Here is a 16,650-nt window from a genome sequence, read left to right as displayed (position 1 = left end):
GGCCTGCCGCAGAGAGCTGCAATCGGACCAGGCCACCGCTAGTCCGTCCTCTGGTTACAGCGTGGTCCGCATCGGCGGCACCCGAGGCCGCCGATGCCGGGCGGGCTGCCGGCAGTAACCATCGTCTTGCATCTAACATGGCGCATTGCATGCACCATGCAACCACTTTGCATGAGGAAGATCGCACCGAAGGCCGGCTCCTAGTTACAGTGCTCGCGTGTTCGATACAGTCTCAGGACGCCACGCATGTTGCACATTACGCCTCCCGCCGTCTCAGATACGCAGCTCGTTCGCGCGTTGAATCCGTGCGCCGGCGCGGATCTGGTACCTCTGGTTCTGATCATCGACGATGACGCAACGGCACGGCTGGCTCTGGCGGCCATGCTGGGCGCCGACCAACACCGGATCGCATTCGCCACCAGCGCTGCGGAGGTCTGTAACCGCCTCCGCGACATCGATCCGGACGTGATCATCTGCGACCTGATGATGGACGATATGCGCGGCGATGAGTTCTTCCGCTGGCTGAAGTCGGACGAGAAGTGGCGGCGCGTGCCGGTCATTGCGGTGACGAGGCTGGATAACTCCATCGTGCGCGCCGACCTGCTCGATGCTGGCGCGGACATCGTGCTTTCCAAGAGCATCTCTCCTCGCGAACTGCGCGCATATGTGGCTGCCGTGTTGCGCACGCGCCGGGCGTACGCGAGCGTCGTGCGTTGATCGATTTCGAATCGAGAACGGCAACTCCGAGGTTGATCATTCCGGATTGATTCCGCGGCAAGCTCCTGGTCCCGTACGGGGGTGCAATGCCGATCCCTGGATGGGCGTGTCGCGGGATGTGTTGTCCTGCAATTGCCGGGGCCACGGTTGACGAAGCGCCAGTCGCGCACAACGCCTGCCCTGCCTGCCGCGTGGACTTGCGGGAAATCGATTGCCGGATGAGGCAGTCTCCCCGACATGCCAACCACCACCAATATGGTGGTTCCGGGCCACAAACCCGCCGGTCTGCTGCCGGCAATCTGTTCACTGTGACGGTCAGTAGCGTTCGCAGCAGCGCGAGACTTTTCCATCGATTCCTGCGGAACCGACGCCGTTGCGACGCCGATTCGATGGCGTGCTTCGACCGGTGTGCCTCTGCGCGTGGTCCGCGCTTACGCGCGGCGTGATCTCGAGGTGGTTGCAGAACGGATGTTCCCGGATGCGCGCGGAGTTGAGGCGACAACGTCGCGCCCGTGGCTGTAGCCGGGACTCCCAACACGGTCGATGCAGTTACCGTCATTCTGAATCTTGTAGCCCAGCGTCCGCCGAGCTGCCTGCCTACCATTGCGTTCCAGAAGGGACCGTACGGTTCCTCAAACCACGGATCCACAGACTCGCTGGACAACCTCCAAGGCAGAAATATGCAACTTTCGATTCGTAATGCCGCTGGCCGCGCCGAACTCGCCGAAAAACAAAGTGTCGAGGGACGCACCGTCCTGCGACTGAAACATGGTGAGCGACTGGAGATTCTCGATCCGATGACCGGCAAGGCACCGGCTGGGGTCAAGGCACACCGAGGCGGCGCCAATGGCAACGACCTCGTCATCGAATCCTTCGGCGAGACTGTCCAGATCGAAGGTTTCTTCGAGCAGACGGCGCAGGGCGAGGAAGCCATCGCAGTCGAGTTCCCTGGCGGCGGCACGCCGGAAATCACTCCGGCCACGGCTGAACTCTCCGAGGCGGGCGCGGTGCTGGACACCGGCTTCGCGGCGCAGAGCGGATCATTCATTTCGATGGCTCAGGCCGGTGCGGCTGGTGCTGGCGCGGGCGCTGGAGCTGGAGCAGCAGGCGCGGGTGCAGCCGGCGGTGGCGCTGCAGCTGCAGGCGCTTCCAATCTTTGGTGGATCGCAGGCGGCGTTGCAGGCGCAGGCGCGGCTGGCGCGGCTATCGAGAACAACAACAGCAAGAGCGACGCACGCCCGGAGACCTTCGAGCTGTCGCGAGGCGCCGCGTCCGTCAATGAAGGCGAGACGGTCACATTCACACTGAATACGACCAACGTCGCGCCGGGCACTCAGTACTCTTATACGCTCTCGGGCGTGTCGGCCAGCGACGTGGCGGGCGGCGTGCTCTCGGGCATGGTGACCATCGACGCGAACGGTCGCGCCGTCATCCAGGTGACGTTGCTGGCGGATCGCACCACCGAGGGTGCGGAAACCCTCACCGTCGCCGTGGCGGGCCAGACCTCCTCGGCCGTGGTCAATGACACTTCCACCACGCCGGTGCCGACTTTTGCCGTGAGTTCCAGCCTCGCCGCTGTCGATGAAGGCAATGGCGTCAGCTTCTCGCTCGACACCACAAACGTTGCCGCTGGCACGCAGTACGCCTACACCATCACCGGCATTTCTCCGGATGACATCGTGGGTGGCGTAGCCGCGCTGACCGGCACTGTCACGATCGACGCCAACGGCCGCGCCGTGGTGGACATCCAGCTCGTGGCGGACCACACCACTGAAGGTCTCGAGACGCTCACGTTCTCGGTTGCCGGCCAGACCGTAGCCGTCAACGTACGCGACACGTCGCTCACGCCGACGTTCGTGCTGACCGTGAATCAGGACGATGTGAAAGGCAGCGGCTTCGACGACGTGATCGTCGGCACCAGCTCGACGTACAACGACGGCGACATCATCGACGGCGGCGCCGGTTACGACAAGCTCAGCCTGACGCTCTCGGGCGGCACCGTTGCTGACAGCGAGACTGTCAAGAACGTCGAACAGGTCGATGTGCGCGTCACCGCCGGCAACGGCGGCGCCGTCGAACTGAGCATGACCGATTACGACAGCAGCGTTCAGCAGATCAACATCAACTCGGCGCGCGCCGATCTCGACATCACCGACCAGAAGTCGCTGGCGGATGTGTCGATCCATGACGTCAATGGGCGGTACATTTCGCTCGACTACGTCAACAGCGTCGTCGCGGGCGATGCAGACAAGCTCAATGTGACGCTCGAAGATGTGTCCGGCGCGCTGCATATCGATGCGGGTATCGAAGCGCTCGACCTGCAGGTCAATGCTGGCGCCGGTGCCGACAGCGAACTGCTGCTGACGGCCGAGGGTGCAACTGCAATCACGCTCACCGGCGGCACTGCCGGCCAGCAGCAGTCGATCCAATTGATCGCGAACGAAGGTCGCGCCGCTGGCGCCACTTTCGACGCCACCGCGTTCGCGGGTGACGTTGCAGTGACCGACGTTGCTGGCGGCTTCCGTAGCTTCGCCTACGCGGTGGAGTTCACTCGCGCATTGGCGATCGGCGAAAGCGCCTCGGTGACGATCGCGGGCCACGAGTACACGGTCACTGCCGAAGACGAAGAGATGGATCTCGACACGGTCGTGACGCAATTGATGTACCAGGTTGCCGCAGACTACGGTGTCTACGGCTCCATCGGGTACGGCGAGAACGGCATTGCCCTGATCATCACCGGCCTGTCGGGCCCGACCCCGATCACGGCGCAGGTTGCCGGCGAGTCGATGACGGTGCTCGACACGTTCGACTACACCCTTAACGACGGTCCGACATCGACGGATCTCACGTCGCTGTACAGCAGCGAGGTTTCCACTCTGCGCCTGGGCAGCGGCGACGACACGGTCGGCGTTGTCGGCACAGGGTACGGCAGCGGTATCACCGCCGACGACAACTACGATCTCGGCGATGGCAGCAATTCGCTGATCGTGAACGATGGCGGCGTGCATGGCACGGTGCGCTTCGGTGACGGCGACGGCAACATGCAGGTCGATCTGGACATCGGCGCCGGCGCGCGCGTCAGCTTCGGCAATGGCGACAGCTCCGTGGGGGTCCATGACGACATCTCCGGCGATGCTTCGATCAGCTTCGCCGGCGGCAACAATTCCGTTGGCGCCGAATACGTGCGCGACGTTGCCACGATCGACTTCAATGGCGATGGCGACAACTCGCTCTATGCCGGCGAAGACATCACCGACCGTGCCGCAATCCGTTTCAACGGCGACGGTAACAACTCACTGGACGCCTACGGTATCAATGGCAACGCCAGTGTCGTTTTCGGCAATGGCCACAACGCCGTTGAAGTAAGCAGCATCAGCGCTGACGCCAGCATCACGTTCGGCGACGGTGACAACGAGCTCGAGGCCTGCGACATCGGCGGCCAGGCCAACGTGCAGTTTGGCAACGGCGGCAACTCTCTCTACGTGGATGGCGGTATCTACGGCGGCGAGGACAGCGACGGCGTGACCATCACGTTCGGCGACGGCACTAACACCGTCTACGTCGGCGACGGCATTTACAACACTACGGTCCAGTTCGGCACCGGCGACACCGAGATGTGGGTCGACGACAATATGGAGGAATCCAGCGTTTCGTTCGGCGATGGCCACAACGATTTGGACGTGGATGGCAGCGTCGATTCGTCGATCTTGACGTTCGGCGATGGCCCCAACCACGTGTACGTGTACGGCGACGTCAACTCCTCGAGCTTCACGTTCGGCGCCGGCGACAACCTCATGGAAGTGTGGGACAACCTCTATTCGTCGAGCTTCACGTTTGGCGATGGCAACAACGAAATGTATGCCGGCTACCTGTCGTCTTCGACAGTCACGTTGGGCTCCGGCGCGGACAGCGTGTGGGTTTCCGACGAAATCCTCGAAGGCTCAGTCATCGACCTCGGCGCCGGCAACGACCGGTTCCAGTTGGGCTGGGGCGGCTGGGACGGCTGGAGCGATGCGTACGTGGGCGGCAGCAGCGATGCGTCGGTCGTCGAGATGGGCGAGGGCGATGACTTGGCCGTCATCCGAACCAGCAGCGAATACACCACGGATGTCGTGGTGGGCTCGGGCGGCTTCCTGCGCGGCGGCGATGGCAATGACACGCTGACGGTGAAGGCGGTGGATGATATCTACGCCCTGGTGGCGCGCGATCGATCGCAGCAGGTCGAAGTGACGTTCGATGGCGACTATCAGGTCGGCCAGGTCGTCTCGGTGACCATCGATGCGATGCTTTACGAGTACACGGTGCTCGAGAGCGACATCGTGCAGGGTGACTCCGTGGCGACTCGCGGCAACGTCGCTGGCGGCCTGCTGGCCGCGATTCAAGACGCTGGCAACGCAGCGCTGGCCGCGGATTGGGGTTGCGACGAAAACGTCATCGTGCTGACCGGCATGGTCGGCAACGCCGATGTGTCGGTGTTCGCTGAAGGCGCCACCGCTGTTGTCACGCAGATCGCCGACGCCGGCATCTCCGGCTTCGAGACCCTGAACCTGGTCTCGGTCAATCCGACTGCGGAGTTGGAAGGCGGCGAGGACCAAGACGAATGGGACTACTTCTACGGCGACAACGAGCGTGACTCGGGCGACATCGCGGTCGACTTCTCGCTGGTCTCCGGCGTGCAGCAGATCAACCTGCGCAGCGAAGTGGAGTTGTTCTCTTCCACCGAAGAGGACGAGCGCTTCGTCAACGGCGCCTACACCACCAACGAGTACGGCGACAATGTGGTCTACACGCTGACCAACCTGCCGCTCGGCCTCGGTGAGCACATCAGCGTCGAGGGCAACGAAGTGAGCGCCACCGGCAATCGCCAGGTGGAGCGCATCACCATCGGCAATGGCACGGGCGATCATGCGATCGGTGATGTGATCACCGTGTGCATCGGCCGCGAGGAGTACAGCATCACGGTCACCGCTGAGGACCTGACCGGTGCGAGCGCGGAAGAGGACGCCTTGAACATCGCGGCGCGCCTCGCCGAAGTGCTGGCGGCTGGCGAAACGGGCTTCACCGTGGCGCTTGACGGCAACGTCATCACGATGATCGGCAGCAGCGATCGCGATGTCCCTGTCCACATGAACAGCGACGGTGATAACGACAGCGTCGATGGGCTGCAGTGCGCGACGGCGACGGACGATCAGCAGATCGACGTGTCGGTCACCGCGGTGTTGGCTGCCGATGCCGATACCGACAACGACACGCTGGCGCTGACCATCAACGGTCGCGGCTCGTTCGACCTCGGTATCGATGGGGCCTGGAACGGCATCTCGCTGTACTCCATGGGTCCGGAAGTGGCGTACGAGAACCTGTCGATCAACGTGAAGGACAGCTTCAGTCACTACATCGACACCGACGAGAACGACGACAACGCGGAATTCGTCCGCGGTGCCATCACTCTCACCGGTGGCGTGGCCGGTGCGAGCATCATCGTCGACGACGTGATGGCTCGCTCCTTCACTTCGACCTCGGAGTCCGATGTCACGGTCGTGTTCGACTCTGCGGCCGATGAGAACGCTGACTATGACTTCACGGTCAGCACTCAGGACGGCAACGACGTTGCTGACCTGCGCGGCCTCACTTTCTCGGCGCACAGCAGCGTCGATCTCGGCGCCGGCGTGGACCGTCTGGTTCTCGGCAACGGCCGGCTTCAGGCCAACACGGTGATGAGCGGCTCGGCGCTGCTCGACGAAGGTCGCATGTTCCGCAACGTCAGCAACGTCGAAGAACTCGAGTTCCATGGCGAAGACGCCATGACGTTCGACGACGACGCATTCGCGGCGGGCTTCGAGAAGCTGATTGTTGGCGAGTACAGCGGTCTGCAGCTCACGGTTGGCGACGAGTTCGAGCGTGACCTCGCGGTGGAGATCGAAGACAGCGCCTATGTCGGGATGACGGTGCACAACGCTTACGACATAAACGTTACCGCGGACGACGACGTCTACGTTTTGATCGGGCACACCGTCGATGCGTCGGGTGACTTCACGCTGACGGCCGATGACGACCTCGCGGCAACGCTGACGAGCCAAGGCAGCGGTGCGTTGACTGTCACGGCGGATGACGACGCGTCGATCACCGTCAACCAGGACGGCGACGGCGATATCACGGTGTCGACGGATCGCCGCGCGAGCATCTATGTCACGCAGTACGGCTCGGGCAACGTGGATGTGACCACGGGCTCGTGCAGCTCTACGACCCTCATGTTCGGTGAGGATTTCGAGAGTGCTGCGGCGGTGAACGTCACGCAAACGGGCAGCGACCACAACGGGATCTACCTCTCGGGTCTGGCCCTGGAGCAGGAGGTCACTGTCGACATCACTCTCCATGGTCGCGGCGAAGCTAGCGTCGTGGCCAATCTCGACTCCGCTAACAGCTACAACACCGACCTGGAAGTCGGCTACGGCCAAGGCGGTATCGACAAGCTGGTGTTGCGTTCCAACGAAGATCGCGGCGACAGCTCCAACGCGTCGGTGGTGATCTCGAACGACTGGGCGACCAACGACGATGACGGCGGCACTGTCGATTTCATCGTCGATGCCTCGGCGGTCTCTGCGTCGCAATACGTGCTGCTCAACGGTTCGCAGGAAACGGATGCGACCCTGGAACTGATCGGTTCGCAGAACTCGAGCAACGTTCTGCTGGGCGGCGCGCAAGAGGATTATCTGAAGGGTGGCAGCCAGTCAGACGTTCTGCAGGGCGACAGCGTGCTCTGGGGCGAGGACAGCGACTGGGTGGTGAACGCCGCTGCGGATACTCTGGAAGGCGGTGAGGGTCGCGATCTGTACGTGTTCGCGCAGTCGCAGTTCGAGACCATGGACACCATCGTGGGCCTCGATCTGGGTGGGGCGACGATGGGTGAAGATAGCGTCAGCGACGTCATCGGGTTCGGTGTGTTCCTGGAAGCGGGTGGCTTCGACACCATCGGCCCCGTTCCGAACGTGTTCATCGAGTCGTTGGACAACATGCTGTGGGTAGACACGGTCGTGAACAACGGTTCGGCAGCCAACATCTTCGGGTTGGACCTGGAGGCTGCGGTCAATTCCCTGTTCCAGGCCAACGGCACGTTCGAGCAGAGCGGGTCGGCTGCCACCAACGCGGCGGGTCTGTTCAACTACGGTGACGACACCTACCTCATCGCGGTGGGCGACGACGCTTCGTTGGGCAACGGCTACGGCTTCGGCAGCGACGACTACATCGTCAAGGTGACCGGCTACACGGGCACGCTCGACATGTCGGACTTCGTGCAGTCGTACATGCTCGGCTGACCGAGTCACCTCGGTGGGCGGCGCCTCGCAAGAGGCGCCGCTTCGGTCGCGACATCCTGCAACAGCGTCAATGGAGTTGAATCTCGATGTCGGCGGTCGAACAACAAGTGTCGATGGCCGCAGCTCGTGAGCTGCGTATCAGTGGGGCCCGGCTGGTGCCGGGCCATGTCTATGGGCTGCGCGCGCCTGGCGCTGTGGCCCGAATCGATTTGGAAGACCCGGCGTATTGGCGTGCCGTTGCGCGTCGTGCGCGGGGAGTGATCGCATCTCATTTATCTATTGATGTTTCGTTCGAGCAGGACGATGCGAGCGGCGATGACGCCGCCGTGCTGTCCTGTCTGGCGAGCTTGGTTCAAGCATTGCAGACGGCATCCGGTCTGCCTGCGCTGGGACCAATGCGTATCCTGGCGGCAGTCTCGAAGGATGCAGCGTCGTCTCGAGAATCCGGGCAGTGGCTGCTGGCTGTGCCGTCGCTGGCGCCCGCGGCGGCGCTCGATGCCTTGCTGTGGAGCGTTCGTTATCTGAACGCGTCGGCTGCGAAGCCCGATGAGGCCGCGCTCTCCAACGAGCACAGCGCGGAGCTGCAAAGTCTGCTGGCCCGCATGGGGCGGCAGGCACCGAAGGGAGCCAACAACCGCTTCTTCATCGGCGCGGCCTATCAATTGGACATTCCCTTCATGTCGCTGCCTGGCGGCGTGTTTCAGTATGGTTGGGGTCGGCGAGCGCAATGGCTGGACAGCTCGTTCACCGAAGCCACCTCCACCATGTCCACCCGACTGGCTCGCGGCAAGACGCTGACCAATGCGCTGTTGCGGCAGGCCGGTTTGCCGGTACCTGCGCAGCTTCCGGTGAGGACGCTGCAGCAGGCGCTCGATGCGAGTGCGACGTTGGGTTATCCGGTCGCGCTGAAGCCCGCCGATCGGGATGGCGGCGTCGGCGTGTCGGCCGGGTTGAAGTCGGAAAGCGAACTGTCCAGCGCATTCGATCGCGCGCGCGCTTTTTCTTCCGAGCTGCTGATCGAGAAGCACATCGAGGGGCGAGATTATCGTGTGTACGTGTTTCGCGGCCGAGCGATCAGCGCGATCGAACGCGTGCCGGCCGCGGTGACCGGCGACGGAGTCGCCTCGGTGCGCGAGTTGGTCGCTCAGGTCAATCTCGATCCGCGGCGTGGCACGCAGTCGTGGGCGCCGATGTCGATCATCGAGATCGACGAGGAAGCAGTGGAATTGCTGGCGAACGAAGGGCTGACGCTCGATTCGGTAGCCGCGGCCGGCCACTTCATGCGCTTGCGACGTGCCGCGAACATTTCAGTTGGCGGCACTCCCGTGCGTGTCTTCGAGCAAATGCATCCTGATAACGCCCGTTTGTGCGAGCGGGCGGCGCGGATTCTAAGGCTGGATCTGGCCGGCGTCGATTTGCTGATGCCCGACATTTCGCGCTCGTGGCGACAGGTCGGCGGCGGCATCTGCGAGGTCAACGCGCAACCGCAGCTCAGCGGCGACGCCGTGCCCGGAACCCATGCTCGAGTGCTGGGCGAACTGGTGTCCAACCGCGGTCGTATTCCCACCGCGATCGTGCTGACCACGAACCCGGATGCAGCCCTGGCGCGGGAGACGGCCGATCTGCTCTCCCAGCGCAACCTGTGTGCGGGCACCAGCAGTGAGTCAGGGTTGTGGATCGGCACACAGCAGGTTCGCGCTGGCCGTGGCAACGCCGTCGACGACACGCGCGCACTGTTGATCGACCCGTCGGTGGACGCAGTCGTCATCGGCACCGATGGCAAGGCGTTCCGTGGTAACGGCCTGCCGCTCGACCGCTTCGATGTACTGGTGGTCGCGGACTGGGTGACGGCAGGGGATGACGACAAGAGCGCCGCCGTGCAACTGCGCTCACTGTTGCTGCTGCTGCTGCCTCATTGCGCAGGCGAGGTGCTGGTGGCTCGCGATCATCCGGCCGCCGCGGTGGTTGCAGCTGTCTTCGGCAGCAATCGGGTTCGAGCGACCGAGTCGGTCGAGGACTTGCCGTCGCGGTTGGCTGCGTCGTTACTGGCTCGCTGAAGCCAGCGCACCTCGCGCGGCGAATCGCACTATCGCCAATCGCGCTCGGCCGCGAATTACATCCATAACGAATCAGACTCGACCAGGTCGGGTGCCAAGCCGCTGTAATCTGCTTCGCGCGGTCTGGATGCGATCGTGCGCTTGCAATACGCAGCAGTTTCGGAGATCGAATGTCTTTCGCCCGGTTCTTCGTCGATGTCTTGACAGCACTCGTAGCGTCGCTGGTATGCGCCGTGCCGTGCTTTGGCGCGGCGGCGCCAGACAATACTGAACTCGTCAGTCTGGTCGAGCGCGCACTGACAACGCATCCCAGCGCGGGCGCAGCGCATGCCGAAGTCGAAGCGGCTCGCTCGGAGTTGAGCGCATCGCGGTGGGCGCTCTTTCCATCGGTGTCGGTCGAGAGCTTCGCGGATCGGCGCAGCGACTCGGATGTCTCCACGGCCGTTTCGGTCGAGCAACCGCTGTGGAGCGGTGGACGCATCAGCGCCACCATCCGGCAGTCCGACAGCCGTCTGGAGGCTGCGCTCGCGAGACGCGATGAAGTGTGCCTGGATCTGGCGCAACGCACCGTCCAGACCTACGTCGATCTGCAACGGCTGCGCCGTCGCGCGCGCACCCTCGAGGGCAGCCTCGCCGAACATCGCAAGCTGGTCGACTCGATGCGCCGGCGCGTGGAGCAGGAGATCAGTCCCGCTTCCGAACTGCACCTGGCGCAGTCACGCACGCGACAGACCGAGATAGATGCCTTGCAAACCCAGGCTGAAGCCGACATTGCGTTGCTGCGGCTGAGGCAGCTGGCGGGCGATGACGGCTTGCAGATCCAGGCGTCGCTGAACTATCGCGAGGGCCAGCACCATGCCAGTCCCGCGGAACTGCTGCGAGCTGCGCTTGATTTCGATCCGCGCACGCGTCGCGTCGCCGCCGAAGCAGCCATCGCCGGCGCCGAAGTGTCGCTGCGCAAGAGCGAACTGATGCCGCAGCTGGGCGTGCGTTACCGACACTATCTGGGCGGCGGCAACAGTTCCGACGACCAGCTCGGATTGGTATTTCGGGTGCAGGCCGATGGCGGACTGTCACGTGTGTCCGCGATCAACGCCGCGAAACAACGCGAACAGGCCGCAACCCTCGCCATCGACACCGCCACTCGCGAGCAACAGGAGATCGTGCTGGCCGCGCTGACGGACAACGCTGCGGCAGGACGGCGGGCGCTGGCGGGGCGCGAAGCCGCGCTGGCGGCAAAGTCGGTGACCGATTCGTTCCTGCGCCAGTTCGCCGCTGGCAAGCGCACCTGGCCGGAAGTGCTGAATTCCGTGCGCGAGACCGCGACCGCTGAGATCAACCAGATCGACGCCGAAGCCGGCGCGGTCACTTCCTACATTCGTCTGCTGCTGCTGTCCGGTCAATGGCAGCCAGCTGAAGCCCGGTCTGCGGAGAACAATCCATGAATCAAATGACAGCCCTCGTGGCGGCGCTCGCCCGCAGGCAGCGCATCGAGCTGCCGCCGGACTGGGCGGAGCCGCTCGCATCGCTCACTGTCGATGCCGCCAGTCGCGAAGCGCTGCTGCAGATATGCCAGGCGCTGGGCTGGCCAGCACCCGTCAGGCTGAGCGATCTCCCCAGGGCGCAGCACTTCCCGCTGCTGGTCCACCATCCGATGCGGGGCTGGGCCATCGCCGACCAATGGCAGACACAGACCAGCTTGCGGGTAACGACGGCAGACGGCGCACAGACCTGGTCCACAGACGGGGCGTCGCTGGAATTCTACCGGGTGAGCATCCCAGGTGAGCGTGGCAAGCAGGTTCGCTCGCAGTCGTTCGCAATCTTCCTGCGGGCCTTGCTCTCGCGCCGGCGCATGCTGGTCGAAGCGTTCGTGGCCACGGCCATGATCAGTCTGGTGGGCCTGGGCGTGTCGCTGTTCTCCATGCAGGTCTATGACCGCGTCATTCCTCAGGGCGGTCTCGCGACGCTGTGGGTGTTGCTCTTCGGCGTGCTGTTCGCGATTGGTATCGAGTTCCTGCTGCGCTGGCTGCGAGCGGTGTCGCTGGAGCGAGAAGCCTCGGCGATCGACGCGGAGGTTTCGGAATATTTCTTTTCGCGCATGCAGGCGATGCGGCTGGATGCACGGCCGGCTTCGGTCGGTACGCTGGCCGCGCAGATGCGTGGGCTGGAGCAAGTGCGTTCGGTCATGTCGGCGGCATCGATCTATTTCATCGCCGACCTGCCGTTCGCATTGCTGATGGTGTGGGTCGTCTACCTGATCGGCGGCAACCTGGCGCTGGTGCCGCTGATCGGATTGCCGATCGTGCTGCTGCTCGCCTGGCTGGTCGCGAGAGTGGTGCGGGCCGAGACCAAGCGGGCACAGGTCAGCAACTATCGCAAGAACGGCCTGCTGGTCGAGGCGATCGCCGCCAGCGAAATCGTCAAGGCGACGCGCGGTCACTGGGATTTGCTGGCGCGCTGGAACACGCTGGTCGATGACGTCGCCCTCAACGATGAGCGTGTGCGTCGTTGGACGGCGCTCGCCCAGTCCGGCGCCAATTTCGTCCAGCAGGTCACCTACGTAGGCATGATCGCCCTCGGCAGCCTCGCGGCCATCGATGGTGAAATCACCATGGGCGCGCTGATCGCCTGCTCGATCATCGCCGGTCGTATCAACGGACCGCTGCTGTCGCAGCTGCCCGGGCTGATCATGCAATGGAGCTACGCTCGCAGCGCGCTCGAAGGTCTGGATCAATTGCTCGCGTTGCCGGTCGATCGTGAGCCCGATGCGGATTACCTGCGTCCGGCCTCGTTGCGCGGCCCCTTGTTGCTGGAGTCGGTGCGCTTCGCGTATCCCGGCGCACGCGGCGGCCTGGATGTGCCAAAACTGCAGATCCGGCCCGGCGAGCGCGTCGCCATCATCGGTCCGGTCGGCTCGGGCAAGAGCACGTTGTTGAAGCTGCTGGCGGGCCTGTATCGGCCGCAGTCAGGAAACATTCTGCTGGCAGGCCTGGATATGCATCAGGTCGCCGAGGACACGTTGCGGGAGCATGTGGCCTATCTGCCGCAGGACTATCGCCTGGTGCAGGGAACGCTGCGCGAGAACTTGCTGCTCGGTCGTCCGGACCCGGGCGACGACGTGTTGATGGACATCGCGACGCAGACTGGTCTCGCGCAGCTCATCGCTTCGCATCCCCAAGGCATGGACATGCCGATCGCCGAAGGCGGCAGCGGCATGTCGGGCGGACAGCGGCAGCTGGTCGGACTGACGCGCATGCTGTTGGCGAAGCCGGGTCTGTGGCTGCTCGATGAGCCGACCGCAGCGCTGGATCAGGACAGCGAGAAACGTGTGCTCACCGCCATCGAAAACTCCGCGGGCGCCGACGGCGCCGTGCTGCTCGTCACTCATAAAATGTCTCTGTTACAGCTCGTCCACCGCGTCATGGTCGTGGCCGGCGGGCGGATCGTGCTCGACGGACCCACGGCACAGGTGCTGGAGCAGTTGCGCCGGGCCGCCGTGACCGCCGTAACTCCTGTCGCCGCCGTTGCCACTGAGGCTCAAAGTGCATGAACACGACCTCGACCAACACAACGCTGCGCGCCAATAAAGCTCCCGGCCTCGTGATCGGCGTTTCCTTGCTGGCGCTGATCGGCTTCTTCGCCTGGGCACACTGGGCGCAGATCGACCAGATCAGTCGCGCTACCGGCCAGGTCATTCCCAGCGGCCGCGTGCAGGTCGTGCAGAGCGCCGACGGCGGCGTCATCACCGATCTTCTGGCCCGGGAAGGCGACCGCGTGACTCGCGGGCAGTTGCTGGTGCGGCTGGACAGCATCAAGGCCAAGGCGGGCCTGGATGAAAGCCGTGGCAAGGCGGCGGCGCTGCGCACGGCGCTCGCGCGCATCGAAGCCGAACTGTTCGACCGGCCCCTGGTGTTCGACCCGTCGCTGCGACCGTATCGGGAGTTCATCGCCAACCAGACATCGCTGTATGAAAAGCGGCGCGGCGCGCTGGCCGCGGAGCTGCAGACGCTGCAGCAGATGCATTCGCTGGTGAGTCAGGAACTGAGTATGAATCAGCCACTGCTGGCGACCGGGGACGTCAGCCGTTCGGAGGTCTTGCGTCTGCAGCGGCAGGAGGCCGAAGTCAGCGGTCAGATCGTCAACCGACGCAACCGCTACCTGCAGGAGCTGCAGACCGAGCTGGCGAAGGCTCAGGAGGAGTTGATGACCGCGGAACAGGTTCGCATGCAGCGCGAGGATCAGTTGAGTCGGACCGAGCTCTATGCCCCAGCGGATGGAATCGTCAAGAACGTGCGCTTCACCACGGTCGGCGCGGTATTGCGTCCGGGCGATGAGATGTTGCAGATCGTACCCACCAACGACGAGCTGATCGTCGAGGCCAAGGTGCGGCCCGCCGATATCGGCTTCATTCGCTCCGGCCAGTCGGCCAGCGTCAAGTTCGATGCCTACGATTACAAGATATACGGTTCGGGCGTCGGCGCCGTCTCGTATATAAGCGCCGACACGCTCACCGAGCAATCGCCTCGCGGGGAAGTGTCCTATTACCGCGTGCACGTCAGCGTGACTGCCGATGAGATGCAGCAGCGCCGGCCGCACGAACGCATCGAGGTTCAGCCCGGCATGACCGCGACGGTGGAGATCAAGACCGGTGAGAATACGGTGCTGAGATACCTGACGAAGCCGATCACCAAGACGATGTCGGAGGCGTTGACCGAGCGCTGAGGGCGCCGCCGTCGTCGTTCGCGTTCGAATGGCTACCGGGGCCTCGCTGCTTTCAGCGGGTCCATCCAGTGTCGGAGTCGCGAGGTCCAATGATCGGGCCGTGAGTCGGGATCCTGCGTGAGACGCCTGTCGTTGCTCCGCGCGCGCGTGTCGAATGCCGCGATGCAGGCTTGCGGCACCGGGCCGATGCCGAGGAACGTCGCATAGCGCTCGGCGCCGCGCAGTGCGTAAGCCGAAGAGTAGAACGCACCGAAGTCGGCCGCCTCCAGGCCCAGGATCTGCTTGTCCGACAGCGGGCACTCCTTGCTTGCCTGCTCGATGCTCAGTTGCCGTTGTGTTCTTGCCTTGCGCAGGGCGTGAGCGAACTCGCTCATCTGCAATTGCGCATCACTCATGCCTGCCGTCTGCAGTCGAGTCGCGGTGGGTGTTGCCAGCTTCAACGTTGAAATCCTCGAGGATCGATACTGCGATTCAAGACCCGGTCACGCTAATCGAGTAAACGCGTGCGCGGCGAACAGATGCATGCGCGGTGCAAGTAATCGTGAGACGCGAATTTCGGCCTTCTGCACGGTACGCGGCCCCTGGAATCGCGCGCACGCAGCGGCGCGCACGAGGGTTGCATTCATCATGAACCCGAAACGACTCGGGAAAGCAGTGGAAACTCGTTAGATTTCCGCCATACACACACTGCAGGCGGAGTCTCCGACGCAGCACAACACCGATCCCAGGCAACCAGCCGATGGCCACGTCAGAATCAGAAACAGTAAACACCGCGCCGCCGGCGAACGATTGCCCGCCCGGCGAGAAGCCAGGGCCGCGATTGTTGATCGTCGACGGCAACCTGCGAACTTTACGCATCTTTCGCCGCGTGCTGTCGCGGATCGACCAGCACTGCATGACGCTGCAACATGTCGAGGACGTCGTCACGGCGCTGCGCGATCATCCGAATGTAGAAGTCATCATCATCGATTCGCAGCTCGCCGGGACCGACGGCATGGAACTCATCCGGCAGGTCCGCGAGCAGCGCGGAATTCAGTTCCTTCTGGTGAGCGGGCGCGGCTCGATGGAGTCGGCGATCAGCGCGTCGCGGCTCTATGCGGCCGATTGCCTGTTCAAACCGGTCATGCCCCGCGATCTGCTGGCGTCCGTGAACAAGGCCATGTTCAGGATAAAGTTGCAGACCATGCAGGCCACCGGCTCGTGGCCAGTCGATTCGCAGATTGCGCCAGGCGCCAACGCGCTGCCCGTTGGTCGGTCGACCCATCCGCTATCCGCGTGCGAGCCGTTGCCCCACGAGACCACGGAGGCGAGCGACCCTCTGATTCACTACGGCGAGGAGTACAACTCGCTGCGCTTCCTGCAGCGGCAGCATGGGATCAGAGTGCGCCTGTTCGGCGAGGCTCTCTTGCCCGACCCGGCGTGGTGCATTCTCGCGGAACTGATGCGCGCACGATTGACAGGACAACGCGTAGCGGTCACCGCGTTGTGTCAGGCATCCAGAGTGCCGTTCACCACTGCGTTACGACGCATCGAGGATCTGGTCGAGGCCGGGCTGGCAGTACGCTTGCTCGATCCCAGCGACCGACGCCGCTCTTATATAGAGCTGACCGATACGGGGCATCGAAAGATGCGACGTTACCTGCTCAGTATCGCCGTCGGTCTCGGACACGGCCGATAGCGATCGGGTTATCGCGCCTGCCTCGTTCATGGGTAGGCGCATGCTGAGCTTTCTGGATTGCCGCAATGTCGGCGGTGACCGGGTTCGATTGGATGCGAACTGCATCCATCTGTGCCGCCTGCACCCGCGGCTGTAAGCACAATAGATGCGGCAACAGCGAAGA

At 63.7% G+C, this 16,650-nt stretch carries 8 protein-coding genes; 7 read left to right on the top strand and 1 reads right to left on the bottom strand.

Going from position 1 to position 16,650, the window contains the following annotated elements; translation table 11 throughout:
* The first annotated feature begins 246 nt into the window (after positions 1–246).
* From VIZ63_RS11470 to VIZ63_RS11445, 6 genes are all read left to right on the top strand, one after another.
* Positions 247–717: a response regulator gene (locus VIZ63_RS11470; RefSeq protein WP_331609750.1), complete on the top strand. Its 471-nt coding sequence runs from the start codon at positions 247–249 to the stop codon at positions 715–717.
* A 680-nt stretch (positions 718–1,397) separates the two neighbouring features.
* The gene (locus VIZ63_RS11465) at positions 1,398–8,030 is read left to right on the top strand and encodes a hypothetical protein (protein WP_331609749.1); all 6,633 of its coding nucleotides are present in this window, start codon (positions 1,398–1,400) and stop codon (positions 8,028–8,030) included.
* Positions 8,031–8,143: 113 nt separating this feature from the next.
* Entirely contained in the window at positions 8,144–10,087 is a 1,944-nt protein-coding gene (locus tag VIZ63_RS11460; RefSeq protein ID WP_331609748.1) for a hypothetical protein, read from the top strand.
* Positions 10,088–10,257: 170 nt separating this feature from the next.
* On the top strand, positions 10,258–11,532 hold the full coding sequence (locus VIZ63_RS11455; protein WP_331609747.1) for a TolC family protein: 1,275 nt from the start codon (positions 10,258–10,260) through the stop codon (positions 11,530–11,532).
* On the top strand, positions 11,529–13,637 hold the full coding sequence (locus VIZ63_RS11450; RefSeq protein ID WP_331609746.1) for an ATP-binding cassette domain-containing protein: 2,109 nt from the start codon (positions 11,529–11,531) through the stop codon (positions 13,635–13,637). Before VIZ63_RS11455 ends, VIZ63_RS11450 begins: the two co-directional genes overlap by 4 nt.
* Positions 13,634–14,809, top strand: a complete 1,176-nt coding sequence (locus VIZ63_RS11445; protein WP_331609745.1) for an HlyD family type I secretion periplasmic adaptor subunit — start codon at positions 13,634–13,636, stop codon at positions 14,807–14,809. The genes VIZ63_RS11450 and VIZ63_RS11445 overlap by 4 nt, the downstream gene beginning before the upstream one ends.
* A 32-nt stretch (positions 14,810–14,841) precedes the next feature.
* On the opposite strand, the gene VIZ63_RS11440 is transcribed toward VIZ63_RS11445, so the two are convergent.
* Positions 14,842–15,249, bottom strand: a complete 408-nt coding sequence (locus VIZ63_RS11440) for a helix-turn-helix domain-containing protein (protein WP_331609744.1) — start codon at positions 15,247–15,249, stop codon at positions 14,842–14,844.
* 299 nt (positions 15,250–15,548) lie between these two features.
* Between VIZ63_RS11440 and VIZ63_RS11435 the strand changes: the two genes are divergently transcribed.
* Positions 15,549–16,487 (top strand): response regulator, encoded by a 939-nt coding sequence (locus VIZ63_RS11435; protein WP_331609742.1) that lies wholly within the window; start codon positions 15,549–15,551, stop codon positions 16,485–16,487.
* Positions 16,488–16,650 lie beyond the last annotated feature (163 nt).

Origin of the sequence: Povalibacter sp. (genome assembly GCF_036520495.1) — a bacterium.
In the GTDB taxonomy this organism is placed as follows: Bacteria; Pseudomonadota; Gammaproteobacteria; order Steroidobacterales; family Steroidobacteraceae; genus Steroidobacter.
The sequence above is the reverse complement of the archived record's forward strand: the minus strand, read 5'-3'. Positions and strand labels throughout refer to the sequence as shown.